This is a genomic window from Paenibacillus sp. Soil787 (genome assembly GCF_001429545.1).
Taxonomy (GTDB): domain Bacteria; phylum Bacillota; class Bacilli; order Paenibacillales; family NBRC-103111; genus Paenibacillus_E.
Genome location: NZ_LMSP01000001.1, coordinates 70,637 through 97,045, shown reverse-complemented (window position 1 = coordinate 97,045; position 26,409 = coordinate 70,637). Strand labels below are relative to the sequence as shown.

Annotated in this window: 23 protein-coding genes; 8 read left to right on the top strand and 15 right to left on the bottom strand. The window is 42.7% G+C overall.

All coding sequences use genetic code 11. The features are described 5' to 3' along the window. Positions 1 to 53: 53 nt before the first annotated feature. Positions 54 to 1,409 (bottom strand): ABC transporter substrate-binding protein, encoded by a 1,356-nt coding sequence (locus ASG93_RS00480; protein WP_056827745.1) that lies wholly within the window; start codon positions 1,407 to 1,409, stop codon positions 54 to 56. A 372-nt stretch (positions 1,410 to 1,781) separates the two neighbouring features. Between ASG93_RS00480 and ASG93_RS36750 the strand changes: the two genes are divergently transcribed. Continuing rightward, on the top strand, positions 1,782 to 1,916 hold the full coding sequence (locus tag ASG93_RS36750; RefSeq protein WP_268795978.1) for a hypothetical protein: 135 nt from the start codon (positions 1,782 to 1,784) through the stop codon (positions 1,914 to 1,916). Between the two features lie 145 nt (positions 1,917 to 2,061). Here the strand turns inward: ASG93_RS36750 and ASG93_RS00475 are convergent, their stop codons facing one another. The 7 genes from ASG93_RS00475 to ASG93_RS00445 form a co-directional block, all read right to left on the bottom strand. Next, a complete protein-coding gene (locus tag ASG93_RS00475; protein WP_414858837.1) occupies positions 2,062 to 3,510 on the bottom strand; it encodes a L,D-transpeptidase in 1,449 nt (482 codons plus the stop codon). Between the two features lie 330 nt (positions 3,511 to 3,840). Then, the gene (locus ASG93_RS00470; protein ID WP_056827741.1) at positions 3,841 to 5,463 is read right to left on the bottom strand and encodes a stalk domain-containing protein; all 1,623 of its coding nucleotides are present in this window, start codon (positions 5,461 to 5,463) and stop codon (positions 3,841 to 3,843) included. Between the two features lie 33 nt (positions 5,464 to 5,496). Next, complete coding sequence (locus ASG93_RS00465; protein ID WP_056827739.1) at positions 5,497 to 7,317, bottom strand: FecR family protein; 1,821 nt, start codon at positions 7,315 to 7,317, stop codon at positions 5,497 to 5,499. A gap of 27 nt (positions 7,318 to 7,344) precedes the next feature. Continuing rightward, the gene (locus ASG93_RS00460) at positions 7,345 to 9,192 is read right to left on the bottom strand and encodes an adenylate/guanylate cyclase domain-containing protein (RefSeq protein ID WP_056827738.1); all 1,848 of its coding nucleotides are present in this window, start codon (positions 9,190 to 9,192) and stop codon (positions 7,345 to 7,347) included. Positions 9,193 to 9,363: 171 nt separating this feature from the next. Next, positions 9,364 to 9,597 (bottom strand): ferredoxin, encoded by a 234-nt coding sequence (locus tag ASG93_RS00455; RefSeq protein WP_047686106.1) that lies wholly within the window; start codon positions 9,595 to 9,597, stop codon positions 9,364 to 9,366. A 74-nt stretch (positions 9,598 to 9,671) separates the two neighbouring features. Next, positions 9,672 to 10,169, bottom strand: a complete 498-nt coding sequence (gene mobB, locus ASG93_RS00450) for a molybdopterin-guanine dinucleotide biosynthesis protein B (RefSeq protein ID WP_056827735.1) — start codon at positions 10,167 to 10,169, stop codon at positions 9,672 to 9,674. Positions 10,170 to 10,176: 7 nt separating this feature from the next. Then, on the bottom strand, positions 10,177 to 11,478 hold the full coding sequence (locus ASG93_RS00445; protein ID WP_056827733.1) for a DNA polymerase IV: 1,302 nt from the start codon (positions 11,476 to 11,478) through the stop codon (positions 10,177 to 10,179). 214 nt (positions 11,479 to 11,692) lie between these two features. On the opposite strand from ASG93_RS00445, the gene cimA reads away from it, so the two are divergent. Next, positions 11,693 to 13,312: a citramalate synthase gene (gene cimA, locus ASG93_RS00440; RefSeq protein WP_056827731.1), complete on the top strand. Its 1,620-nt coding sequence runs from the start codon at positions 11,693 to 11,695 to the stop codon at positions 13,310 to 13,312. Positions 13,313 to 13,368: 56 nt separating this feature from the next. Here the strand turns inward: cimA and ASG93_RS00435 are convergent, their stop codons facing one another. Continuing rightward, positions 13,369 to 13,902 (bottom strand): TlpA family protein disulfide reductase, encoded by a 534-nt coding sequence (locus ASG93_RS00435; protein ID WP_056827729.1) that lies wholly within the window; start codon positions 13,900 to 13,902, stop codon positions 13,369 to 13,371. 1,573 nt (positions 13,903 to 15,475) lie between these two features. On the opposite strand from ASG93_RS00435, the gene ASG93_RS00430 reads away from it, so the two are divergent. Together ASG93_RS00430 and ASG93_RS00425 are read left to right on the top strand one after the other, a co-directional pair. Then, positions 15,476 to 16,750, top strand: a complete 1,275-nt coding sequence (locus ASG93_RS00430; RefSeq protein WP_056827726.1) for an MFS transporter — start codon at positions 15,476 to 15,478, stop codon at positions 16,748 to 16,750. A 52-nt stretch (positions 16,751 to 16,802) separates the two neighbouring features. Continuing rightward, on the top strand, positions 16,803 to 17,231 hold the full coding sequence (locus ASG93_RS00425; RefSeq protein ID WP_056827724.1) for a Mov34/MPN/PAD-1 family protein: 429 nt from the start codon (positions 16,803 to 16,805) through the stop codon (positions 17,229 to 17,231). Here the strand turns inward: ASG93_RS00425 and ASG93_RS00420 are convergent. The 3 genes from ASG93_RS00420 to ASG93_RS00410 are packed head-to-tail and all read right to left on the bottom strand — an operon-like array spanning position 17,225 to position 20,512. Beyond that, positions 17,225 to 17,959 (bottom strand): exonuclease domain-containing protein, encoded by a 735-nt coding sequence (locus tag ASG93_RS00420; protein WP_056827722.1) that lies wholly within the window; start codon positions 17,957 to 17,959, stop codon positions 17,225 to 17,227. The genes ASG93_RS00425 and ASG93_RS00420 overlap by 7 nt on opposite strands. A gap of 45 nt (positions 17,960 to 18,004) precedes the next feature. Then, positions 18,005 to 19,087 (bottom strand): DUF294 nucleotidyltransferase-like domain-containing protein, encoded by a 1,083-nt coding sequence (locus tag ASG93_RS00415; RefSeq protein ID WP_056827720.1) that lies wholly within the window; start codon positions 19,085 to 19,087, stop codon positions 18,005 to 18,007. Between the two features lie 39 nt (positions 19,088 to 19,126). Next, a complete protein-coding gene (locus tag ASG93_RS00410) occupies positions 19,127 to 20,512 on the bottom strand; it encodes an ammonium transporter (RefSeq protein WP_056827717.1) in 1,386 nt (461 codons plus the stop codon). Between the two features lie 304 nt (positions 20,513 to 20,816). Here ASG93_RS00410 and ASG93_RS00405 point away from each other — a divergent pair, with 304 nt between their 5' ends. Continuing rightward, positions 20,817 to 21,257, top strand: coding sequence for a MerR family transcriptional regulator (locus ASG93_RS00405; protein WP_056827715.1), 441 nt, complete (start codon positions 20,817 to 20,819; stop codon positions 21,255 to 21,257). 22 nt (positions 21,258 to 21,279) lie between these two features. Further along, positions 21,280 to 21,969 (top strand): zinc metallopeptidase, encoded by a 690-nt coding sequence (locus ASG93_RS00400; RefSeq protein WP_056827713.1) that lies wholly within the window; start codon positions 21,280 to 21,282, stop codon positions 21,967 to 21,969. 54 nt (positions 21,970 to 22,023) lie between these two features. Here ASG93_RS00400 and ASG93_RS00395 read toward each other — a convergent pair whose 3' ends face one another. Beyond that, complete coding sequence (locus tag ASG93_RS00395) at positions 22,024 to 22,908, bottom strand: LysR family transcriptional regulator (RefSeq protein WP_056827711.1); 885 nt, start codon at positions 22,906 to 22,908, stop codon at positions 22,024 to 22,026. Between the two features lie 162 nt (positions 22,909 to 23,070). Between ASG93_RS00395 and tpx the strand changes: the two genes are divergently transcribed. After that, complete coding sequence (tpx, locus tag ASG93_RS00390) at positions 23,071 to 23,589, top strand: thiol peroxidase (RefSeq protein ID WP_047686140.1); 519 nt, start codon at positions 23,071 to 23,073, stop codon at positions 23,587 to 23,589. Between the two features lie 143 nt (positions 23,590 to 23,732). Here the strand turns inward: tpx and ASG93_RS00385 are convergent, their stop codons facing one another. After that, positions 23,733 to 24,122 (bottom strand): DUF1499 domain-containing protein, encoded by a 390-nt coding sequence (locus tag ASG93_RS00385; protein WP_029193446.1) that lies wholly within the window; start codon positions 24,120 to 24,122, stop codon positions 23,733 to 23,735. A gap of 149 nt (positions 24,123 to 24,271) precedes the next feature. Continuing rightward, positions 24,272 to 25,618 carry an Nramp family divalent metal transporter gene (locus ASG93_RS00380; protein WP_056827710.1) on the bottom strand — a complete coding sequence of 449 codons (1,347 nt, stop codon included), beginning with the start codon at positions 25,616 to 25,618 and terminating at the stop codon, positions 24,272 to 24,274. A 157-nt stretch (positions 25,619 to 25,775) separates the two neighbouring features. Here ASG93_RS00380 and ASG93_RS00375 point away from each other — a divergent pair, with 157 nt between their 5' ends. Continuing rightward, on the top strand, positions 25,776 to 26,270 hold the full coding sequence (locus tag ASG93_RS00375) for a GNAT family N-acetyltransferase (RefSeq protein WP_056827708.1): 495 nt from the start codon (positions 25,776 to 25,778) through the stop codon (positions 26,268 to 26,270). Positions 26,271 to 26,409: the final 139 nt, after the last annotated feature.

Genomic DNA, 26,409 nt, shown 5'->3' with positions numbered 1-26,409 from the left:
AGAACTCCTAGGGCTAATGCCTTCCTAGTTCTCCGCACTGCTTCATTCAGTTCCTATTTCTTTTGTTTCGCTACGACATCAGACACACGTTTTACCCACTCTTCAGGCGTAATTGTACCAATCGTCAATGCCACTGTTGCATCTTGCATCGCTTTGTCAACGTCTGCCGCGAAGGAGACAGTTGGCACTACAACTGTTTCAGGGGATGACAAGAATTTCGCCGCATCTTTAACGAAGTTAGGTGCTTTGGAGGAGGAGATGTCACCTTTTACATTCGAAGGAGCACCACTCAACTCAGCCCACTGCGAAGCTTGAGTTTTAGAGAATACGAATTGCATAAACGCTTTTGCTGCATCTTTGTTTTTTGCTTTTTTCGCAACTGCAAACGTAGAAGTCGAAGTATTAGCTACAACTTTTCCGCCTTTGTCTTGTGTGATGGATGGAATGAACCCGAAATCGAAGGAAGCTGGTACGTCTTTGGCCATTTCGTTTGGCAGCCATAGACCGTTCGGGATGAATGCATCTTTGTGCTGCAGGAACAAGGATTGGGAATCCGTGTGATTGATTTGTACGGAAGCTTTGTCGATGTAACCTTTGTCACGAAGCTGAACGATTTTATTAAGACCTTTAAGGATTGCTGGGTTTTTCCAAGCTTCTAGATTATTTGTAGACATGTCTTGCAGCAATTTGTAGTCATTATTGTTCGCAGATACGATTGCAGGAAGCAATACGCCACCGTTGATGTAGTAAGGATATTTCCCCGTGTGGATGAAAGGATTAATGCCAGCACCTTTAATTTTCTCACTTACCGCCAAGAATTCTTCGAAATCTTTTGGCTCTGCCCAACCTTTGTCTTTGAACAAGGCTTTATCGTAGAAAATACCCCATGAGCTCATTACGAAAGGAACGTTGTAGATTTTGCCATCAAACTCTTGTGGTTTTTGAGCAAGCAAATCAATGATTTTCTCGCCGTCAACGTTTTTAGCATCTTTGATCCAGTCCGTCAAATCTTCAAGCTGTCCGTCTGTAACCATTTGGCGATCGAACAATTCAGGTCCGTCAATGTATACGAAATCAGGTGGGTTACCAGCGATCCAACGGGGTTTCATTTGTTCGTTGATTTTTGGTCCCGCACTTTCTTTAATTTTCAGATCAGGGTTTGCTGCTTGGAAATCAGCAATCACTTTTTTCCACCATTTGTCGCCATAACCGCCAACAAAGTACTGGATTTCAAAATCACCGGTTAATTTCTTGGGACCAGCAGCTGTTGGAGCCGCAGTAGCAGCCGTAGTCGGCGCCGCCGATGCTGCAGGTTTTGTTGTTTCCACTGGTGTAGATTTACCACAGCCTGCAGCTACAAGTACCATGGACGCAGCCAAGCCCATTGTTGACCATTTTTTCATATTCATGTGTTCATCTTCTCCCTTTTTTAATAAGTCTGATGGTTATTTATGAAGTAGCGTATTCCTAAATTTAACTTTCCTTGTAGTTTGCGCTACCAACTCCCTTCAGGTTTCATCATTTTTGGCAAAAATAAAAAGGGCATAGTTATAGAAGAAATCTTACATTCTTCAATAACTAATGCCCTTACGGTAACATGTTATTAAAACTGACATATTCAATTATTATTGGCGTTTCATGTGATTAAATCTTACAATAAAATGACATGATCGTCAATGCTTGATTTTAAAATCATTTTTTTACATTCATATTCTATGAACGACCCTACTTATGCTATGATAGTACCATATTCTTTAATTCCCAAGGAGAAGGTGATTCCTATGTCCAGACGTAAACCGATGATGTCAAATCGTAGAGCCAAAGAAGAAGTCAATAAGAAAGCGATCATTTGGACAGGATCCATTTTGCTTGTTGTCATCATTACGATGACGTTACTGATCATTTTGAACAAATGATTAGGAAAGAAGTGATTGAATTCATCACATTTTGAATTGTAATCGCTTTCTACATGGTTGTCAAGGATAAACCTTGGGAACGCCAGGGCAACACGACAAAAACCGTCTGAGTACTTTCAGACGGTTTTTGTCATATTCAAATGAGTTAATCAAGCCATTTGTATTTCTTACTAGGATTGCTGTCATTGGTCTGCAATGGAAGGCCGAAGGATTGATCCGGCTTCCCTCCCCCGGCTCCAAGTCCTGAGCTTCCGCCGCTATTACTAGCATCCGAATTTGATGAGGGAGGCAATACCCCTTTACCAATCGTCACTATCGTTTCATGGGTTACCATGTTATAGAGCTCTTCAATGTCCGCTTGCTGCATTCGAACACAGCCATGTGATTCATCTTTCCCGATACTGGAGGGCTTATTCGTACCATGAATTGCATAAAGTGTATCCGACAAGGTCATTCCTCGGCTGCCAAATTCGCCATTCGATTTGCCATTCGGATTGCGCACCTTTTCACTAATGACGAACTCCCCCTGCGGCGTCTTCTCGCCCCCTAAACCAACGGGATAGCTTCGGATGATGAAATCACCACTAACGAGAGCCAGACGATGCTTATCGGTATCTATAACAATCCTAAGCGGTTCTAGCAGTGGGTCTGCGGAAGCTTTCGGTTGCGAACTAGATGGTGTGGCCTGATCTTTGATCTCTTGTTTAGGCTGCTCATTTTTATCCGCAGCTTGTACCGGATCCTGCGCTTTCCCCGTTTTTGCGCTTTCATTAACCTTGCTTACAGCTTGAGGGAACGCTTCCTGCATTTCGGGAGAGAGTCCTGGCAAGAGATTATCTGGGTAAGGTTTGGCAAGCTGTTCAGGTTTTTCTGGCAGGGTTCCCGTCTTCTTTTGGTAGGCTTGGATTGCGCTTTGTAAGACAATAGCTTGCTCACGTTCATGCATCCAATTATCTATGACGGGAACAATCGCAGAGCTATCTGCGACCTGACAGGAACAAGTTTGAGACTGGTAATACTTTAATGCTGCTAAACCCCCGCCTCCGCCTTTACTCTCAACGCTGATCAAAGGCTTAACCGACCTGTTCCACTCGTTCCATTTATCATCTGCACTCCGGGAAGCTTCCATGATGACAGATTCCCCAGCTCCAGATCCTGAGGATGATAATACTTGCTGAAGCTTCTTACCCCAATCTCCATTAGAGAAATAGAGTTTTAATCCAGAAGGCACTTCCTGTTTAGGAGTTGCAGGTGCAGGTGCATTTGCTGCCGCTGGAACTGCAGCAGCAGTCTCATGCGGTATGGCCCCTATATCCTCCTTTGCTGCTAAATCCATTGCTGCTGGAACAGCTAGCAGGAGTAGAATGACCATTAACGGCATCCATTTCCCTTTACCGCTGGACTTTCTTTTAACAGATCCGACGGTGGTGCCTTTATGTAAGACCGAAGCAGGCGAAGTAGGTAAAGGTCCTTCTATCGTTATTTTCTGACGTTCGAAAGCCTCATAGATTTCCCCAGACTGCGCGAAACAATACGCTGCTTTGCCTTCTTTTCCTTGCGCTGCGTATTCTCTGCCCAATAAGTACCAAGCCATTTTATGATCAGGATGTTCTTTCACATATTTTTTGAGATAAAGAGGATCTTCGATTGGATTATGTTGGAAAAATCGTTCCACCTGATCAATGCGATTCTTGTCCTTCAATCTAGAAAACCTCCTATCGATTACTTTGTAACTCTCCTTCATTTATCGGCAAAAATTACCTAGAGGTGAAGTCACAAGGATAAACGACTCCGTCGTCCTTCAGGGACGAGCGCTTTTGTCAAGGTAGATGCGAAGTAAAAGTATAAAACTTATACTTTCTTATCTACTAAAAAAAGAGCCTGGACAAAGGTTTCCCTCTGCCAAGCTCATCTTGCAGATTACTTATTTCACATATGATTTCGTGCGTAAAATAGCTGTTTGGTGTGCCGCATCCCACTGGACATCGCAGCCAATTTGCTCTGCGAAGAAACGTACAGGCACATACGTACGGTCTTGTTTCACATAAGGCGAAGCATCCGTCACTTGTTTGATGTCATCTCGTCCTATTTGTTTACGTACAACGCCGGTTTCACCAATCGTTAGCTCAACCGTAACATCACCTTTGATAAGCCGAACGACTGATTTCCCGGCTAACTCGACATATTTGACTTCATAGCCAAATGCTTCGCTTATTGCACGGACGGGTACCATTGTGCGTCCGCCCTGAATTTCAGGCTCTGCATCGAATGAAATCACTTTATCACCCTTTACCACTTTTACTTGGTCATTATTCGCTAGATTTCCAGGTAATTGGTAAGGAGTAATTTTACGAATTTTGTTATTAGAAGAGTCTGCTACCACAATATTACCTTGAGCTGTTACAAGAACATCGCTCGGATTGTAAAACTCAGCTGCTTGTTCCACGCCGTCCGTTTCACCCGTTTGGACTGTCCCAGCAATCGTTGAAACCTTTCCATTCAGCAAATAACGAATTACATGATTCAGACTATCAGCAATTAAAACCCCGCCCTCAGAAGTTACTGCAAGCCCTTTAGGGAAGTCGAACTTCGCTTTAAGCGCATCTCCATCTGCAAAGTCTCCGCCAGCATATAACTCATTTTTATCATAGAGTGTCTGATTGCTTACAACAGGTGTCGATCCAGCAACCGTAGTGACAGTTCCTGCTTGGAGGTCGATATAACGTATACGTTGGTTGCCTGTGTCACTGACAAACAAATTGCCTTTGCTATCTAGAACCAAACCAGCGGGTTCATTGAACTTCGCTGTGGCTATGCTGCCATCTTGAAACTCACCAGCGAAAGAAGCTTCACCTGGACGAATTTGAATAGCTCGAGTCGCAGGCGCATTCAAAGTAGAAACACTGCCGTCTACGGCTATTTTACGGATAACATGATTGAGCGAATCCGCTACATACAGAGTTCCATCTGCAGCTGACGCAACATCACTTGGGTGATTGAAGCTTGCCTCCGCACCTTTTCCATCCTTGCTGCCAGGAACGCCATTTCCAGCCAACGTGGAAACTTGTCCATTCGTATCCACTTTCCGAATTGCGTTATTTGCCGAATCAGCTACATACACATTCCCTTTAGCATCTACAGCTAACCCTGTCGGCTCATTGAAAAAAGCTTCAGAAGATTTCCCATTAAGAAGCCCTCCCGTAGGAAAGCCTTGGTTATTCTTCGTCACGACAACTTCCGGGCCTGCGAAAGTGGTAACTTTCCCACCCGAAATTTTACGGATGAGATGATTCCGTGTATCAGCAACAAGAATACTGCCGTCTGAAAGTTGAACAACGCTGCCCGGGGCTCGGAATGCCGCACTTAACGCATCCCCGTTCTTATCTTCAAAATCGCCGATTCCCGCGAAGGTAGACACATCCGAAAGGATTTGTCCATTGCTGGATAATAGAGCATCCGCCGACAAACCTGCCGCCCATGCGGATGAACCTCCCAGTAAGGTTGCGGCCACTAGGGATGAAACGAATATATGTTTTAAGGGTTTCATTGGCTTCTCCTTTTTGCATAATGAATGTTGCTATCAAATTCCAGAAACTTCAGTAACTTCAGTTGTTATAGTAACAGGTAGAATACTAGCTAATGGTATTTCAATATTTTGAACAGTTGAACCATTCTTACGAACAATGACAATTTTGCCAACACTAATCGTTTGTTCACCAGTTCCCTGCAATGGAATTGTCACTAACTTCTGAGCACTTGTAACCGTAATATTCCCTGAAGTACTTCCAAAATTAGTTACGGCATACACTAGTTCCTTTCCAGTGGAACTCTGGTATTCCTTTATATGATTTGCACTATTCTCTGGTTTGAAGATAATCCCATTTATTATTGGTGAATTAGGATTATCGTAATAATAGGTATTTCCACCGTAAAGCAGATGAACTTCTACGCCGTAAATATCATTAGCACCAACAAAATTACTTAAATTGATATCTAAATTAAATCCAGATAAACTTCCAGGAATCGCAGTAGCTTTTAAGCTAACCGACGGATTGAATACTGGCGTCCCTGAATCCGTCCCCCCGGGATTCCCCGAATTCCCTTCTGACGCCGGAGCCGGAGTATTCGTCCCATTCTTCTTATCATCAAAATCCTTTTTCTCTTTATCTGTGTAGCTTTCCTTCAGTTTCGCTTCAGCTTCAGCTTTAGCCTTCTCTTCCACAACTTTCGCCGCTTCAAGAACCTTTATCTTTTGCTCTTCCAAAGCTTTAAGCGCTGCTGCCAGCTTTATTTTGAGCTCTTCTTGCTTCTTCGCTTCTTCAAGTTCCTTTTTGAGCTTCTCCGCTTCAAGTTTTTGAAGCATATCTTTCTTTATTTTTTCTTTTTCTGCGTCGACACCCGCCGTTTCATCTAATTCTTTAACATTATTTAAATCTAATTTCTTTTCTTGTTTATCGATTTTTGCATTTGCTTGTTCAATGACTTTATTCAAAGACTCTCTATCAAACTTATTTTCTGTGAGAGCCTTCTTGGCAATATTACCAATTAAGTTATCTAAGTTTTGTTTCACTTTATCTAATTCAGCCTGATCCTTCACGGACAAAGAAGTCTTATCATCCACGAGTTTGCCATCTTCGATTTCTTTCTTTTTCTTAGCAATGAACGCATCATTTTCTTTATCTATTTCGGCCTTGTTCAGGATAATTTCTCTAATGATTTCCGGCGACGCATCCTTAATAAAATCACTTAAATCTAGGAAATCTACTTTAAGAGACAGATCATCCGTCTCATCCCTAGCATCCAAAGAAATTTGTTGCGTCGGATATAAGTATGTAATTGAAGACGTTAGAGTGGAGTCAGGTCCGTTCGTTACAGTCGTTGCAGAGACTTTCCCTGCTCCAACCGCCATTTTAATTGCGCCTGTTTTCGGATCAACGGTAACGAAGAACTGCGTTCCACGAACACCCATCACGGCGGTTGGCGTCTCAACTTCAAATTCATCATCTGATCCAGCTAAAGATTTCACCTTGACCCACAAGGAACCGGCCCATACTTTAAGCTTGGATTTCTTATTTCCATTTGAGGTATTGAGGTCTGACACGTTAATCTCAGCATTTTCGCCTAATGTTACATCTGCATCCCCATTGCTCAAATTAAGCTTGACTGATGAGCTAGCTCCTGTGTAAACCGTGTCGCCTTGATTTAAACTCATACTTTCATAGGCATCGTACGATTTGGAGCCTCCGCCTTTCTTGATCGTAACATCACCAGATAATGCCGCAATGACTGCTACCCGAACGGTTTTTGCGTCCACAGGCTTTATAAGCATCGCTGAGACCAAGCTAAATACTAAACAAAAACTTATGAATAAGGCCACAAATGATTTCTTAGTTACTCCCACACTGAATTCCTCCCCAGCATCCATTTATTAGAGATTCCCGATAACTTCATATACCGTCACAGGCTTTTCTTTTCCTTTCACCTTAATTTCACCAATGGATTCTATCTCAAATAGGTCTTTGACCCTCGCATAGGTCTGTTCACTGATTAGTATTTGACCTGGTTTCGCGTTCGCTTCTAGTCGAGCTGACAAGTTAACCGTATCTCCGATAGCCGTATAATCAAGCCTTAGATCTTCGGAACCAATGTTTCCAACAACCGCAGGCCCACTGTTAATACCCAGACCGAACTTCACGCCGATTCCATACTTTTCAATCAGTCTCTGCTCAAGAATAGTAGCCTGCGACTTCATCTCAATCGCTGCTCGCACAGCCATCTCCGGGTGATTGTCATATTCAATCGGAGCACCGAACATCGCCATGACACCATCACCAATAAACTTGTCGAGTGTCCCGTTAAATTTAAAAATAGCTTTCGTACATACATCCAGATACTCATTCAATACTTGAATCACTTGCTCTGGCTCTAGTCGTTCCAACATGGGAGTAAACCCGCGAATATCTACGAAAATAAGCGAGATATCTTTACGGCTGCCGCCAAGCTTAACATCTTCACCTGACTGCAACAGCTCGTCTACAACCGATTTGGAAACGAACCTTCCGAAAATACCAGTTACACGGTTGCGTTCCTTCCGCTCTTCCAGGTAATGACTCACCAACGACCAAATATAGATCAAAACTAAAGCAAATTGCGGATACACTAGTGGAGCAAAGGTTGATCCAGCAATGTAGAAGGTTAACCACACGCCACCATAGATCACGAACATTCCTATAAAAATAAATAGGGCTGTTTTACCTTTATATCTATGAAATAAGAAAATGGCCAGCAAAGAAATAAGTAAGATAATACCTACACCAAAAGGCTTACTTGTCTCTTTATAAAATTTGCTTTCTAATATTGTTTGAATCATATTCGCATGTATTTCGATCCCAAACATCTTAACAGAGCTGATCGGTGTTGGATATTCATCCTGCATGGCCGTTACGAACGGTCCTACCAGAACTATGCTTCCTTGCAAGGGTAAGGGATTTTTACTATTCATAACATCAATGAAAGAGAGTGATTCATAGCCTGTTGTTGCATCTACTTTCTGCCTAGGCAGTGTGAAGAATTCTGTCGTAACTTGATTTCTTTCGTTCGTTGGCATTACGATATTGCCGCGCTTCCATTGTCCAGTTGCTTCATCTCGCTTCACTTTGTCTTTATCATCCAGAACTAGATTGGCAAGCGCAACGCTGAACGCAGGTATGTATGCTCCATTCTCATCCGGCAGCCCAACTGGCAGCTTCCGTGCCTTGCCATCCTTATCGACGAACACATTAATATGTGCCATTTGCTGCCTACTGGTTGTTAGTGTTGGAGTGGGGTAGTCGATTTTCTCAGGCAGTAGATTGCCTGATTGCTCTTGCTTGGAGGGATAATTAATTTGGACGGGCATAATGACATTATGATACTTGGCCAAAACATCAGCCAATGCTTTATCGTCGGCGGGGTTTTTCGAAGGTTCAGCTAACACAACGTCTATACCAATTGCCGCTGCGCCTGACTGCTCTAGCTTCTCTATCAATTGCGCATAGGTCGTTCGATCCCATGGAAACTTTCCAATAGCTTTAAGTGATTTCTCATCAATCTTAACGATTTTGATGCGATCATCCGGCTGACGTTCATCAACAGATTTCGCTTTTCGCAAAACATCTTGGAGGGGACCCTCAACAAAATAAAATAAGCCGCTAGAGTTAACCGTGTAGAAATATGTCGAAAATAACATTAACACAAGTCCTACTACTAAAGCTTGAATCCATTTCTTCTTACCCATAAGATCCTCCCCATGTTTACTAGCTTCATTGTAAGATGGCACGTAAAAAATGGCAATAAATAGTTACAAGTAAAAACAATTTCACCAACAAAAAAGAGCCCAATTCCTTTACAGGAACTGAGCTCTTTCGACATTCTGCGAATCACTTCACAGAATTATGTTGTAAACTGATTAGCTAAAAGGTGTATCCGCCACTTTAATGGAATCCGTTGGGCAGCCATCTTGCGCATCCTGTAGATCATCAAACAGATCTTCTGGAATTTCAGTTACCCCTTTGTTGCCATCTCCATCAAAAATTACTTCAGCCAAACCTTCATCATCGTAATCATAAATGTCTGGAGCTGTAGCTCCGCAAGCGCCGCAAGCGATGCAAGTATCTTTATCAACAAATGTATACTTTGCCATGATTTCTAACTCCTCCTCAAATTATCCTCAATGTAAAATATAATATAAATACGGACAAAGTTCAAACCTTAAAATTAATTACTCTCAAAATATTGTTCAATAAAGTCAGCTATACCAGGGATATTGTTCAAATCGAAGGAAGGAACTTTCAAATCATAGTTGAAATCGTCCATATCTGTTGCAACAGCAATCGGCCTAGGCTCAAGAACCTGAATAATTTCACTTTGCTCTATAGTACGAAAAACAGCAATCTTTGGATGCTTTTCCTTCTTGAAGCCTTCGATAAAAACATAGTCTAGATGTGCATAAGCACTTACTTGTTCTTCTAGGCTTGGATTCCACTTTTTCTCAAACACATGAATCCCTTCTGGAGATAAGGTTACAACCGCTTCTGCACCCGACTCTGCAAAAGTCGTGGAATCCGTCCCTGCTGCTTCTTTATAATGTCCATGCGCATCATGTTTCATTACGGCTATCCGATAGCCGCGCAGCTTCATTTCTACGATTAGCTTGGCCACTAACGTTGTTTTTCCGCTGTTCGAATATCCGGCAAAGCCCATACAATGTGCCATTCTTTCGTCACTTCTCCTCTTCTTTGTGAAGGGGATTGTTCCTCAAATGGTCCATTTGCAGGGACGTCCCTCTTGTTTTATGATTTCTAATCATGGTTGAAGGATTATCGCCCATCATCCCTGCGGTTAGAATCGCATTTTCCCCAAATTTATCACGTAGTCCGTCCATAATGCGATTCAAATTTTCTCGTTTAGGCTGCTTTTCATAATCGAATAAATCTAACTGAACGAACGTTTCTTCCTTCACCGTTAGATTTTGCAGCGTAATCCCTAACAGCCGAACAGGGTTGCCTTCCTCCCATTGATGATCATATAACTGGCACGATGTTCGATAAATATCGTCCATATGCTCGGTTGGCGTAGGCAAGGTTACGGATCTCGTAATCGTTCTCATCTCTGGATCACGAATCGTGATTTGGATCGTAGAGGCCATCAACTCCTGCTTACGAAGCCTTCTGGCTACTTGATCCGCCAGATTTAAGAATACTCGGTGAATTTCTTTGGTATCGGTAAAATCCCGCGGCAGCGTCGTCGTATGCCCAATTGACTTGCTCTGTTCTTGTTCGGGGTTTACAAGTGAATGGTCAATCCCATTAGCCGAACGCTTCAGATGTGCACCTAAGATGCCAAAGTGTTTACTTAGCAGCAACTCGTCCCCAACTGCTAGTTGACCTAGCGTATGGATGCCAAGTTTAATTAGTTTATCTGCCGTCTTATTGCCAATCCCATATAAATAATTGCAGGGTTTGTCCCACAATACAGTGGGCACATCCCGTAGACGAAGCACAGATATCCCGTTCGGCTTCTTCATATCAGAGCCCATCTTGGCAAGCAGCTTATTCGGGGCAACGCCGATCGAACAGGGCAGCATCAGTTCCTTCATGATCTTCTGTTGAATGCTATTCGCGATCTCAAGCGGGGTTCCAAATTGTTTGGACCCTGTAATATCAACGAAGCATTCGTCAATAGACATGGATTCCACCATAGGCGAATAACTATAAGCAATCTGCATAAACCGTCTTGAGAAGCTTCGATATAGATCGAAATCAGGTCTTATCAGTATCAAATCCGGACACAACTTCACCGCTTGCCTAACTTGCATGCCTGTCTTGATCCCAACAGCGCGCGCAGCATAAGATGAAGTAACAATAATCCCTTTACGAAGCTCAACACTGCCAGCAACAGCAATAGGCTTACCTTTGTATAACTCAGGCTGGGTAGCCTCATGAACAGAGCAATAAAATGCATTCATATCTATATGCAAAATGACTCTACCTTGCTTGGGATAATGATGCTGTGTTGTCACCATTCATATTCCCTCCCATTGATAAACAACTAACTTTAAGAGCCATTTTCAGCATACAAAAAATTATTCTTTCAAGCAAACGTATTTTTGCGTTATGATGTCTTTACCCGTACTATTATGGTATAATCGTAAATTATACATTAGCGCTTTAAAGCAAGCACAAGCACCTGCAAATCAAGCACCGAAGTCACTTTGCTAGCTTTTGAAGGAGGAACCTATGCCAACATCAGTCAAAATCTTCGACACCACACTACGAGACGGTTCGCAAGGAGAAGGCATCAGCTTATCCGTCGAGGATAAAATTAAAATTGCCCGCAAGCTCGATGAGCTTGGGGTTCATTATATTGAAGGCGGATGGCCGGGCAGCAACAGCAAAGATATTGAATTCTTTGAACGCGCTCGCGACATGAAATTCACAAATGCGAAGATTACTGCATTCGGCAGCACAAGACGTAAAGACTCCATAGCTGCGAACGATATTAATTTGAACAGACTCGTGGAATCAGGTGCTCAGGTAGCAACAATCTTCGGTAAGTCTTGGGATTTCCATGTCACAACGGCCATTCAAACTACACTTGAAGAAAATCTCGCTATGATCTACGACTCCGTTCTTTATTTAAAAAGCAGCGGTCTTGAAGTCATCTACGATGCCGAGCATTTCTTCGACGGTTACAAGAATAATCCCGATTACGCTTTGCAAACAATCAAAAAAGCACAGGATGCCGGAGCTGATTGGATTGTCCTATGTGATACCAACGGCGGCTCCTTACCAGGAGAAATTTCATCCATTGTCACTACCGTTAAACAAAATGTCACCACCCCTGTTGGCATTCACGCTCATAATGATTGTGAATTAGGTGTGGCAAACAGCCTTGCCGCTGTACAAGCAGGAGCAGGACAAGTCCAAGGAACCATCAACGGCTATGGAGAACGGTGCGGTAATGCTAACCTTAGCTCCATTATTCCTAACCTTCAGTTGAAGCTTGGCTATTCGGTTATTTCCGAGGAGCAGCTGAAATCATTAACGCCTGTTTCGAGATACATTAGCGAGATCGCCAACATGCATATGCCAGTTAATCAACCTTATGTCGGGAATGCGGCATTCGCGCACAAAGGCGGTATTCACGTTTCAGCTATTCTCAAGGATGCTAGTACGTACGAGCATACGAAGCCTGAACTCGTCGGCAATAAACAGCGTGTTCTTGTTTCAGAGCTTGCAGGGCAAAGCAATGTACTTGTGAAAGCCCATGAACTGAATCTAGACTTTGATAAAGAACATCAGAAAACCAAAGAAGTCATTGAGAAAATTAAAGATCTCGAGCATCAAGGCTATCAATTCGAAGGTGCCGATGCCACACTTGAGCTTTTGCTGCGCGAAGCATTCGAAGGCCTAGAAGAGATTTTCACATTAGAATCATTCAAAATGCTGGTTGAGAAGTCCGCGAATCAGTCGGTCGTTTCCGAAGCCATCGTTAAAGTGAAGGTTCATGGGGAAACAATCTACACCGCGGCTGAAGGCAACGGTCCTGTAAATGCTCTTGACAATGCCTTGCGTAAAGCGCTGATCCAATATTACCCTGATATTAAGAACGTTCATCTTTCCGACTATAAGGTACGTGTCCTTGATGAGAAGGGTGCTACAGCTGGCAAGGTTCGCGTTCTGATGGAATCGACTGACTTCAACTCAACATGGAACACGCTTGGTGTGTCCAGTAACATTATTGAAGCCAGTTGGTATGCACTCGTAGATAGTTTGCGCTATGCATTAATCGGAAGAAAACGCGTAGAGCCTGTAAACAAAGATCAACAAGAGCGCCTAGGTTTAGTGAACCACTAATAAATAAAAAAAGCTGCAGAGATACGCCAAACCATCAGCGCTCTCTTGCAGCTTTTTTACTCTTTAATGAGACTTGCAATTTTCTTATCCAAATCTCTAGGAGAGAGTACATGGATGACTTCACGAATGACCCCATTTTTATCGATTAAGAAACTGGTTGGAATGGCAACTACCCGATAGGTATCCGCATTCGTTCCTTGCTTATCCAATAACACCGGGAATGGGTATTTGTAGGTTTCCACAAACTTCGTTATGTTCTCCATTTTATCACCAGGTGTCACATTCACCGCATAGAGATCAAACTGCCCTTGATATTTGTTATACACATTCACCAAGTCTGGTGCCTCTCCCTCGCATGGACCACACCATGAAGCCCAGAAATTAACGAACAAAGGCTTCTCACGCGGTCCACCTACCGTATAATCTTTCCCATCAAGCCCTTTTAACGTAAACGAGGGAGCCAAGAAATTCACTTTTGGCGCTCGCTCCGTAGGCATAAGCGTCTCTTTATTCTGGCGCTGGGCATTTTGATAAACAGCAAAACCAGCTAATATAATAACCAAGGCGATCACAAACACATTTCTTTTCAAAAGTATTCCCACCTCCACTCTGTCTATATTATCTCCAAATTCACCGAAATTCCAACATCCAAGGATAAACGACTCCGTCGTCCTTCTAGGAAGAGCGAGTTTGTTAAGGTAGATGCGAAGCAAAAGTATAAAACTTATACTTTCTGCCCTGAAAATTAAAAATTTTCATTCATCAGTGGTGCTGCAACGCGGCATGGAAGTCTTATCTACTTAAAAAAACGGCTTTCGCCGTCTTTGATTGAGAGCTTTTATAAATGTTGATGCAAAGTGTCTCCAACACGCGAGACGCATATGCTTTTGCTTTTGCTTGTCCGTGTATTGTTGCACTTTGCACAACATTTGGCAAGCTAATCCGCTATTTTCACGCGATTGTTGCAAAAAATACAACAATTCTGATCCAAAGTGGTCCATTAGAGTGAGTTAAGGCCAAATTGTTGTACAACATACAACATTCTGAGCTTTCCAAGGAAAAATTAAAGAAATTGTTGTACGTTACACAACTTGTAAATCTAATTTCCCTATTTCTCCCAAAAATCAGAACCAGAAGAAAAAATCAAAATAGAGAAAAGCCAAACACAGAAAACCAAACATAGAAAAACCAAACACAGAAAACCGAAGTCACTAACGAAGCATCATGTCACTATCCTTAATTTCACTCAGCATTAGCAAAATCCAAAGCTATCCAAGCAAAATAAGGAGTAAGCTGCTAAGCGCCGAGTGGCGACCGATCTGACGACCTTGCGCACAATTTTTGTGCGCTAGTGCCCGGTGGCGGCGGATCCGACGTCCTTGCGCACAATTTTTGTGCGCTAGCGTCCGGTCGCGGCGGATCTGTCGACCTTGAGCACAATTTTTGTGCGCTAGCACCCGGTCGCGACCGATCCGATGACCTTGCGCACAATTTTTGTGCGCTAGCGCCCGGTCGCGACCGATCCGATGACCTTGCGCACAATTTTTGTGCGCTAGCGCCCGGTCGCGACCGATCTGATGACCTTGCGCACAATTTTTGTGCGCTAGCGCCCGGTGGCGATCGATCCGACGACCTTGCGCACAATTTTTGTGCGCTAGCGCCCGGTGGCGGCGGATCTGATGCACGAAAAACCTGACCGATGTCAGGTCCTTGTCCCCATACATTTGAGCATGGAGATGGAATTGGATATGAGGTTCCAACCTGGAATAATATCTTTACGGCTTGTGCATTACTGTGCACGCTTTGCAACAATATGAATCTGAATTGGCTAAAACCACTCCCATTGGAAAATGTACAGTATTTTAAGGGACGGCGGTCGAAAAAAGATTGGTCTCTTCATCAGAAGAGTTCATCTGTACGTTTTCCAGTACTAACATTGATGAACCTAGCCAAAAGAGGTCTCTCATGCCTCAGAAAACTTATCCTTATACCGCTAGGATAAACAACTCCGTCGTCCGTAATGGTGACGAGCTGGTTTGTCAAGGTTAAGCGAGGTAAAAGTATAAAACTATACTATTTTTCAATAATGAAAATCCAAGGAATGCTTTCAACTTTAATGGGAAAAGTAAACATACTACATGTTCTGAAAGGACTCTCATTATTATGACTACAAAAGCAGCCACGGGCAAAAAATTCAGTAAAAACATTTTTGAAGACAAATCCAAAAACAAATCCCAAAAAGGTCACATCTGGGAATACGTAGCCATTGCAACAATCCCTTTAGTTCTCGTTCTAGGTAATTCAATGCTAGTCCCTATCTTGCCAGATATGCAGGAGAAAATGGGCATTTCGCGTTTCCAGAGTTCACTTGTCATTACCCTGTTTTCCATCACAGCCGGACTCATCATTCCTGTATCAGGTTATTTATCAGACCGTTTCACACGCAAAGCCGTCATCATCCCTTCCTTAATCATTTACGGTTCTGCGGGCGTTCTAGCAGGCTTTGCAGCCGTTTGGAATTCCTATCCCATATTGATAGCTGCACGAGCGATACAAGGCCTTGGCGCCGCAGGTACGGCCCCTATCGCAATGGCGCTTGTCGGTGATTTGTACAAAGGCGGGGAAGCAAGTAAAGCACTCGGACTCATCGAGGCATCTAACGGAACAGGCAAAGTTGTGAGTCCTATTTTAGGATCATCATTAGCCTTAATTACTTGGTTTGCTCCATTTTTCGCCTTTCCTATATTTTGTGTATTGGCGCTGCTCGCTGTTATCTTTCTGATTAAGGAGCCTCCCAAAGATAAAGAAGCTGAGCCTCTTAAGCAATACTTGAAACAAATTGGCAAGATTCTTAGAGAAAAAGGACGCTGGCTCATCCCTGCGTTTTTCGCTGGCTCTATTACGCTTTTTATATTGTTCGGCGTCCTCTTTTACTTATCTCAGATACTAGAGGAAGCACCTTACAGCATTGAAGGTATACGCAAAGGCCTAATTCTTGCTATCCCTTTGCTCGGTATGGTTATTACCTCTTACACAACTGGCGCCATAATCAAACAAAACGGCACTCTCATGCGCTGGCTAATGAATATCGGACTCATCCTGATGACGATTTCGCTCGCATTAGCCATCTTCCTAAATACCAATCTCTACATATTTATCGGTTTACTTACGCTTAGCGGTATTGGCACAGGCCTCCTGCTGCCTTGTTTAAATACATTGATTACCGGTTCGGTAGAGCGTGACCAGCGCGGCATGATAACCTCGTTGTACAACAGTCTCCGTTTCATTGGCGTCGCCTTTGGACCACCACTTTTCGGATGGCTCATGAACATTTCACACAAAACCATATTCATTACCGTTTCTTCTATGGCGCTCCTTATGCTTGTACTCGTCTTCTTCTTTATTAAGCCTAAAGGGGATTTGAATAAAAAAGCATGATATACTAACCTCATTCTAACATGCGCTTTGATTAGGAAGGGGGGGATAAAGGGTGAATGTATATATAAATCAAAAGGTATACAACGATCTTATCTCCCACAGCTTTAAGCGACTCCCCGAAGAAGCATGCGGCTTCATTCTCGGTGGACAAGCCCATGGTAAGAATGAAGAACTGCAAGCAAGTACCTTCATTCCTTTACGTAATGTTGCCAGTAACCCACGGAATCGTTTTGATATAAGTCCCGTAGAAATGCTCCCTTATCTAATGGACAGCAATAACACCGTAATCGGACTTTTTCATTCGCACCCTACGGCTCCTCCCATTCCTTCGGAACAGGATCTGCAAACCCTTTGGCATGCGATTCCTACCTATTGGATCTTATCTATGCTACAACCGCAGCACCCCAAACTACAGCTATACCAAATAAAAAAAGCCACCTCGACCACATATCACAAACTTGCGTTTGTCATCGGTCAGTGATGGCTTAATAAGGCGTACAAATCCCCTAAGGTATCTACATTTCTTGATTTTATTTCCTCCATGAATCTAGACCATAGCTGCGCAGTCATAAGGGAATCATCAAGCGCATGGTGACGATTCGTTACCGGAATATCATAGGCATGAAGCAGAGAGTCCAAACTCAAGTTTTTTCTCTTTGGCATTAGCCACTTGGCAATCATTATAGTATCGAGAACACGATGTGATAAGCTTACTTTGGACGTACGCCATAAAGCCGAATTCAAGAAGTTTTTATCGTGCCCCGTTGCATGAGCAACCAATATTCTTTGCCCAACAAACTCCAAGAAGTCACTTAACACTCCTATTAATTCAGGCGCGTCAGCAGCCATTTCGTTCGTAATGCCGGTTAGATTAACAATCTCATCCGGAATCTTACGTTTTGGATTTACCATACTATAGAATGTATGATTATTTTGTACTTCACCGCCTATGACAGAGACGCCTCCGAATGAAATAATTTCATCACCGTTATAAGGAGAAAATCCTGTCGTTTCCAAATCAAAAACAACGATTTCCATCGAGTGAAGCGGTATCTCAAACAGGGAATCTTTCCTTTGCTCCTTCAACATGGAACGAATAAAAGCCATCTGTTGAGCACTCTGTACATCAAACATGGACGTAAGCGCTGGTGTAAGACCACCCATTTTGTACAAATGCCACATTCGCCCAGCCGGACGCATATCTTTCATCTCGAATCACCACTCCCTGCCTAATGAAAAATAATCCCGTTATTTCTAACCTTTTCCTGTCTCTAGGTGTGAATCGATTGATTTTCTAACGTACTTTTGTAATCCTATCCCCGTACGTAAGCAATGTTTTAATTCTTGCTTCATCTCTTTGGTCAACTGATCAGCGTTTAGTTTCCCTCTTGTCGTGTACATCTCATGATCAAGCTGATAAGGTGTCAAATCTCTAAGTTTAAGCGCAACTCCAAAAGCAGACTGCCATTCAACGGCTAATTGCTTAGGGATGAAAGAAGTTTCCTGCAGCAATCTAATTCTCTCCAACGTAGAGGAGTGTATGATCCCTGCTTGGATAGCAAGAAGTCGAATCCCATTTACGATAGGAATATAGGCGCCATACTTAATGTCAAACCCGCCTGCATCCTCTCCATATCTCTCTGTGATCAAATGTCCGAATACGCCCATTGTTATTCTGTGATGAAGTGTATTGGATAACAGATACTTCAAGATACTCGGATGTTCCTGAACATAAGCAAGAAACTCGCCTTTAAGCCGATCTACCAGAGCTTCTGAACCGAAGATACAGCGCATATCAGCAAGGATGAGTAAATAACGAACATTTTCCCAATCTGGTTCCATAAACCATGCTGTCATCATATCGATATACTTGGAAAACGATTTTCGCCATTGCTTGTTGCTCGAGATCACATTGCCTTCACAAGGCGGATAGCCTAAAATATCAAGACCACGAAGGATACATTCTACAAGTTTGATAAAATAATCATCTAATTCTTCCTCTGTGTGATCTTCACTTTCTTCATAAATAAGTCCGTTATCTTGATCACTCCAAAGCGTTTGTTCTCGTCTTCCGCCACTGCCAAACAAAATAAATGAATAAGGTACGGGCGGTTTCCCGAACCCTTCATCCTCCAGCATATGTTCAGCCAGTTCTATCGTCCTATGAATAAAAGCATCGTGAATTTGATTTACTTTTCGCCCAATTTCAGGTGAATGAGAGAAAAGGAGATGCTCCCGAAACATCTCATGCACCTGATCTCTGGTTATTCGCATCTCATCGAACTGTTCCGATTGATAGATGCGTTCCAGGATCTGTTCCATTGAGAGATGATTCATGTTGCATCCCCTTTGCTCTAGTAGAAAGTGTAAGTGGTATTAAACGGACATGCCGTTTTGAGCTGCTTTTTTCATTTGTTCTGGATATCCGTATGAACCATGTTCAGACAAATCCAGACCGATAATTTCTTCTTCTTCTGTAACACGAAGACCAATTGTTGCTTTCAGAATGCCTAAGATAATGAAGGAAAGGACAAGTACGAATATTAATGCTCCAGCTAAACCTAGTGCTTGAACGCCTAATTGGTGTAAACCACCGCCGTAGAACAATCCTGCACCGCCAACACCAACCTTCGCTGAAAGCTCAGGTGTAGCGAACAAACCTGTGGATAGAGTTCCCCAAATACCGGCGATACCATGCACGGAGAAAGCATAGATCGGATCGTCGATACCAGCTCTTTCGAACCATTGTGCTGTGAAGAATGTAACAATACCAGCTACAGCACCGATGACGATGGCAGCCCAAGTATCTACGAATGCACAAGCTGCTGTAATCGCAACTAGCGCTGCAAGAACACCGTTCAACATGCTAGGAATATCTGCTTTACCGAAATACATCCAAGAAATGATTAGAGCCGCAACCCCGCCTGCCGCAGCAGCCATGTTCGTTGTCAGAGCAATATAACCAAAGAACCCATCACCCATTGCACTTAGTGTACTACCTGGGTTGAAACCGAACCAACCGATCCAAAGAATGATAACACCGAGGACAGACAACACTTGGTTGTGACCAGGAATCAAGTTTGGCGTTTTATCTTTATTATATTTGCCAATACGTGGTTTTAACAAGATAGTAGCTACGAGCGCTGCCGTTGCACCTTGTAAGTGAACAACTGTTGATCCCGCGAAATCCTGCATACCAAGCTTGCTCAGCCAGCCGCCGCCCCAAACCCAGTGAGCAACGATTGGATAAATCACGACGGTAAACAAAATTCCGAAGATGAAGTAAACGGGAAGTTTCGCTCTTTCGGCAAATCCGCCCCATGCAATCGCTAAAGATACACCTGCGAAAGCTAATTGGAACAAGAACTTAATACCGATAGGTACATCTGAGAACGAAAGGGATCCGAATGCCGCCGCCGCTTGATCTTCTAAACCTGTAACGAAGAACCCAGTCGTTCCGAAGAAAGCATTTCCGTCACCGAAGGCGAAACCGAAACCTACAGCCCAGAAAGCAATGGCGCATAAGCCAAATGTTAAAATTGTTTTACCGGCTACGTGACCGGCATTCTTCATTCTAGTAGACCCAGCTTCTAATAAAGCAAAACCAGCTTGCATGAAGATGACCAAAATAGCTGCTAACATAACCCAAACTGCATCGATAGCACTTTGAAGTTGCGGTACAGTCGCTTCATCTGCAGCGAATGCGAGAGTAGGGAACAATAGTGCCATAACGCCGAAAGCTAACAACAACTTCTTAACCATACGACCACTTCCTTTAATGTTATATTAAGTAACATGTAATGAAACTCTTAATGTCATTATATACAGGTTAAATGGGTTTGACAATAGGATATTCTTTGAAAAAATGAAAAAAACGAAAAATAACCTGACATCGAACAGGCATAATTCGTGTTTTCGCTCATAGATCGACCAAAATGTTACAATTCCTATCCTAGAATCAATGTCAGCTTTGAAAAGTATTACGTTTGACTGTACGGTTTGTAATCAGTTATCATTACTATATAGAAGAACTCATTCATAACATTGGAGTAGAGGTGAATTTATTATGGGGAAAGAGAAGCTTTATAAAATCGGAGAACTAGCCAAACTTGCCGATGTCAGTTCTCGAACCATTGATTACTACACCAAGTTGAACTTGATTGAACCAGAGAAGAGATCAGATACCAATTACCGCCTTTATAGTGATGAAACTTTGACTCGACTTAAACGTATTGAATCAATGAAGAACGAGAAATATACCTTAGAGGAAATCAAAGCGAATTTACAAAAATGGAGTAAGGTGTCCCCAGATGATACAGTGAGAGATAAGCTGACATCTATCCAGCTTCATTTAGATCAGTTAATGAAAGAAGCTAAAGAGTTGGGACCCCTTATCCAACAGTTGAAACCAAATCAAATGAAGAAGCTTTCCCGTATACTTACTCAGCCAACTGCGGCCTGTATTGAAGCGCTTATAGTTCTTCTAGGTAAAAATCCGTTCTCTTAACGAAAATACGGAGGAATGTCAAATGTTTTTTCATCCCATGGATTTTCTCATTATTATTGCATTCGGACTTTCGTTGTGGGCCTCGTTTCGAGTTCGGGGAACATTCAACAAATGGTCAGAGGTTCCCATTTATTCAGGAATGACAGGTGCTCAGGCAGCAAGACGCATGCTTGATGCCAACGGGCTATATGATGTCCCTGTTGAAGCTGTACCCGGAACCCTATCAGATCACTATGATCCGACAGCTCGAGTAGTACGTTTATCTGAGCCAGTCTACTATCAAAGCTCCATATCTGCAGTTGCTGTCGCCTGTCACGAAGTCGGCCATGCCATTCAACACCAAGTTCACTATCCCATGCTTGTCGCAAGGCACCACATGTTCCCGGTTGTTAATTTCGCTTCTGGTGTAGCTCCCTTGCTTATACTTGCCGGCTTCTTCTTCCAGCAGATCCCATGGTTACTCGGTCTTGGCATTATCTTTTTCGCAGCAGCCGTTGCTTTTCAATTAGTCACATTGCCTGTAGAATTTAACGCCAGCTCAAGAGCCCGAGATGTAATGATTGCTGAAGGCTTCATCTCTAATGAAGAAGAACGTGGGGTAGCCAAGGTATTGAATGCAGCCGCGCTTACGTACGTTGCAGCCGCATTAATCTCCGTTCTTGAACTTCTGAAATATATTATGATATTCAATGGCCGTAATAATGACGATTAAACATAAAAGCTCATCTTATAAGGTGTCATTCACACACCCAAGATGAGCTTTTTTTCATTGAAAATAATCACATAGAAACCGCCTGAAAACTTCAGCCACCAAGGGCAGCTTTTCACTTTTTCGGCAAATTAAACCGACCGTTCTAGTGACCACAGGATCAGTCACACGAATTTTGACTGGCTGCATTTGACCGTTTTCCATTAAAGCCATGGAAGGAAGCAAACTGACCCCCATGCCTGCGGCTACTAGCCCACGAATGGTATCTGTTTCTTCCCCTTCGAACTCAATCTTCGGAACGAAGCCTGCTTTCAAGCAAGCCTCCATCACAATCGTGCGCAGCGTATATTCTTCACTAAACATAACGAAAGGCTCATTCTTTAACTGCTCCAGTCGTATGGATGTGTAATCCGCAAGGATATGGTTGGAGGGAATAATCGCATATAACTCTTCGGTCAACAAAATTTCACCCGAAACATGTTCATGTGTTTCAGGAAATGGTGAAATGAAGGCCAGATCTATTTCTCCCTTAGAGACATCTCGGATTAAGGACGTATAAGTCCCTTGACGAAGCCTGAATTTAACGTTAGGGTGATCTTTTTTAAAGGCTGCAATGACAGCAGGCAGCAAATTGATGACCAGGCTATGCGGAAACCCAATGCGAATTTCCCCAGCTTCCGGATCAAGAAATTCATGTATTTCGCCAACAGCGCGTTCCAAGTCCGTCAATATCCCCTCGACCCGGCTTAAGAATAAATGACCTACTGAGGTAAGATGAAGATTACGACCTTTTTGCACAAACAAATTAATGCCCAGCTCTTCCTCCAAAAGATGAATCTGCCGGCTAACAGCCGACTGCGCAACATGCATTTCTTCCGCTGCCTGGGTCACATGCTGCTTTCTTGCTACTTTAACAAAATACTGCAATTGTCTTAATTCCACTTGGATAAATCCCCCGACTATTGTTACGTGATTACGAGCTTACAAAATCTTTAAACATTTTAAATTATAGCCTTACAGTAACGATTGGACAACCTAAGTTCAAAAAGCTTATAATAAATAGGTTGTTATTTAGCATGGAAAATAAAGGAGGAAACAGTTCATATGGCACAAGAACGTACTGGCGTTGCTACGATTAAAGGCAATCCGATTACTTTGGTAGGACCTGAAATTAAAGTGGGTGACAAAGCACCTAACTTCACAGTTAACAAAGATTTGATGACTCAAGTTTCCCTCGCAGATTATGCAGGTAAAGTAAAGCTGATCAGCGTTGTTCCTTCTTTGGATACAGGCGTTTGTGACGCACAAACTCGCCGCTTCAATGAAGAAGCAGCAGGTCTAGGCGACAATGTTGCTGTTCTGACCATCAGTGTTGATCTTCCTTTTGCACAATCCCGCTGGTGTGGTGCGGCAGGTATTGACAAAGTGATCACTTTGTCCGATTACAAAACAAAATCTTTCGGCGAAGCTTATGGCGTTTTGATCAAAGAACTTCAACTTGATATGCGTTCCATTTTTGTCGTTGATGCGAATGATACCGTTCAATACGTTGAGTACTTGGGCGAAATGACGGCTCACCCTAATTATGAATCAGCTGTAGAAGCTGTCAAAAAATTAGTTTAATACGCACAAAAGGATAAACGACTCCGTCGTCCTTCAGGGACGAGCGCGTTTGTCAAGGTAGATGCGAAGCAAAAGTATAAAACTTATACTTTCTTATCTACAAAATAAAACAGCAAGGAGGCCTAGCTTCCCTGCTGTTTTTGTTATCCTTCAATTTTATACGGAGCAAGCTTTCTGTCTAATTGTTTATAAATATCTATAATAGTACGGTAATTGGAACCCAGATCCCCCATTGAGCCTCGGGATGCTGAATAAATGTCTACCGCGGTTTTCACGGGATTAATCCCAAATAGAGTTAACGTAACATCCTGTGTTCGTCCAGTCATTGTTTTACGTTCCGCAAGAATTTCACCAACATTTTGAACTTCGTGGAGAAGTTTATAGCCCGGCGTTTTTTTCAGAACGGCAGTGACTTCTTCCCATACTTGTTCTTTAGGAAGTTTGTAGTATCTTGTTTTAAGCAAAGGATCTTTGGCTTTATCTCCGGTCGTTTCATGACTGCGAAGTAATCCGATTAAAGTTCTCTTAAGCAAAAGCCTTTTCCCCCTTCAATAGTACATATAGACCACTTGCCATTTCTACACTGCTCTCTATCTTACCATTGTTTAGGCTTAAGAAAAAGAGGGGAAATAAAAAAACGGAGGATGGCTCCTCCGATTTTCCATTTGTATACCATGTTTTTTTACCCAAAAAAAGTGGCGTAAAGTAAGTATGCATTCAGGCCCGCAATCAAAATAGCCACAAACCAACTTAGTGCAACCATCCACCTTGGCGTTACAAGCTCCCCCATCTTCTTTCGGTCCGAAGTAAACGTAACAAGCGGAATAACTGCAAAGGAAAGCTGTAAGGATAAAATAACTTGACTGAGAATAAGTAAATCTGTTGCGCCGCTTTCTCCATAAATACCAATGACAATGACGGCGGGAACGATTGCGATCATTCGTGTAATTAATCGGCGAAGCCAAGGAGTGAGTCTAATATTAAGGAAGCCCTCCATCACGATCTGACCAGCCAATGTACCTGTAAGTGTAGAATTTTGCCCTGAAGCTAGCAGCGCAACTGCAAATAGTATGCTCGCGGCACCTGTGCCAAGCATAGGCCCCAAAAGGTGATAGGCATCTTGTATTTCCGCTACTTCTTTACCTGCCGAATGAAAGGCCGCTGCCGAAAGAATGAGTATCGCGGCATTGACGAACAAAGCCAGCATTAAAGCTACAGTCGAATCTATCGTGGCGAATTTAATTGCTTCACGTTTACCTTCTACTGTCGGCTCGATTTTGCGCGTTTGTACGATAGAAGAATGCAAATATAAATTGTGAGGCATGACCGTTGCTCCAAGAATACCAAGTGCGATATATAACATAGCTGGGTTCGTTACAATTTCTGTTCTAGGAATAAAACCAACAGCAACAGCACCAAAATCTGGTCTTGAGAAAATAAGCTCCATCACGAAGCAAAAAGTAATTAGAGCGATTAGACTAATAACCATGGCTTCAATATACCGGAAACCCTTTTTTTGCAGCATAAGAACCAATAAAACATCTAACGAAGTAAGAATGACTCCATAAATAAGCGGTATACCAAATAATAGCTGTAAGGCAATCGCAGCGCCAATAACTTCTGCCAAGTCACATGCTGCAATAGCTAACTCACACAATACCCATAGTCCGAATGAAACGGGTTTACTATAATGATCACGACAAGCTTGCGCTAAGTCTCGACCTGTAACAATTCCTAGGCGGCCAGCCAAAGCTTGCAGCAGAATCGCCATCAAATTTGATATTAAAATAACAGAAAGCAATGTATATCCGAATTTGGAACCTCCTGCTAAATCAGTTGCCCAATTTCCCGGATCCATATACCCAACGGCTACAAGATAACCCGGACCTACAAAAGCAAGCAGTTTGCGGAAAAAGCCCGCTTTCTTTGGCACTCGCATACTCTGATGGACTTCTGGCAGACTAGGCATTGGTGAGCGGCCATTCCATCCATTGGACTCATGCTCTTGTTTTTTATATGCTATACCCATATGATTACCTCATCTTTCGTAAGACCAATAATGTTGTTCAAAGGAAACTTTATTTATGATTATACTATATGCCCTTATCTTATGCTATAGGTAAACAATCATGTGCATATAAAAAACATTTTCCCTTAGGAAAGTTTTTACAAGGAGGTATGTAAGGATGCTGATTCGCCCAGTCGAAAGTACCCAAGATATAACAAAGGCTTATGAGATCGAAACTTCCGTGTTTTCCAAAGAGGCAGCTGCTACACTAGAAGCTTTTCACATGAGAAAGCATGTGTTTGGAGCTTATTTTCTTGTGGCAGAAAACGAGCTAAACCATCAAATTATTGGCGTAACCAATAGTGTAAAGATACATAATAAGGAATTAGCTGATGATTGTATCAAACAAGAGACACATCCCGCTGAGGATGGACAATACCTCTGTATTTTGACCATAGCCGTGCATCCGTCCTACCAACGACGCGGTGTCGCCACTGAACTTCTGCAGCGTATCATCGAATTAGCCAGAAAAGATGGCTTGAAGGGCATTGTTTTGATGTGTGAAGAGCACTTAATTTCATTTTACAAAAAAAATGGATTTCTTTATGCAGCACCATCAAGTTCTCAGCATGCTGGCATCCAGTGGCATGAAATGAATTTAATCTGGAAATAAATATCGCTGTAAGCAGGAATTCCATTATATCGTGCGAATATATTAATTAATAATCTTTGTATATTTATTAAACAAACAAAGAATATGGAGCAAAATACTCAACTACAACAACTTATCAATAGGGGGAATTTTCGTGTCA